Source organism: Halalkalibacter sp. APA_J-10(15), from assembly GCF_023017105.1.
Taxonomy (GTDB): domain Bacteria; phylum Bacillota; class Bacilli; order Bacillales; family Bacillaceae_D; genus Halalkalibacter.
This window is the reverse complement of sequence record NZ_JALKEV010000105.1, coordinates 1-249: the sequence shown is the minus strand read 5'-3', so window position 1 is coordinate 249 and position 249 is coordinate 1. Positions and strand designations below refer to the sequence as shown.

Genomic DNA, 249 nt, shown 5'->3' with positions numbered 1-249 from the left:
GAAACACGTCAGAATTTCTTGGATAAGTCCTCGACCGATTAGTATCTGTCAGCTCCACGTGTCGCCACGCTTCCACACCAGACCTATCAACCTCATCATCTCTAAGGGGTCTTACTGGATTAACTCCATGGGAAATCTCATCTTGAGGGGGGCTTCATGCTTAGATGCTTTCAGCACTTATCCCGTCCACACGTAGCTACCCAGCGATGCTCCTGGCGGAACAACTGGTACACCAGCGGTGTGTCCATC

The 249-nt window shown here is 51.0% G+C and carries 1 rRNA gene; it reads right to left on the bottom strand.

Features of this window, described 5'->3' with window-relative positions:
• Positions 1-18: 18 nt before the first annotated feature.
• A 23S ribosomal RNA gene (locus MW695_RS22455) occupies positions 19-249 on the bottom strand; the annotation flags it as partial.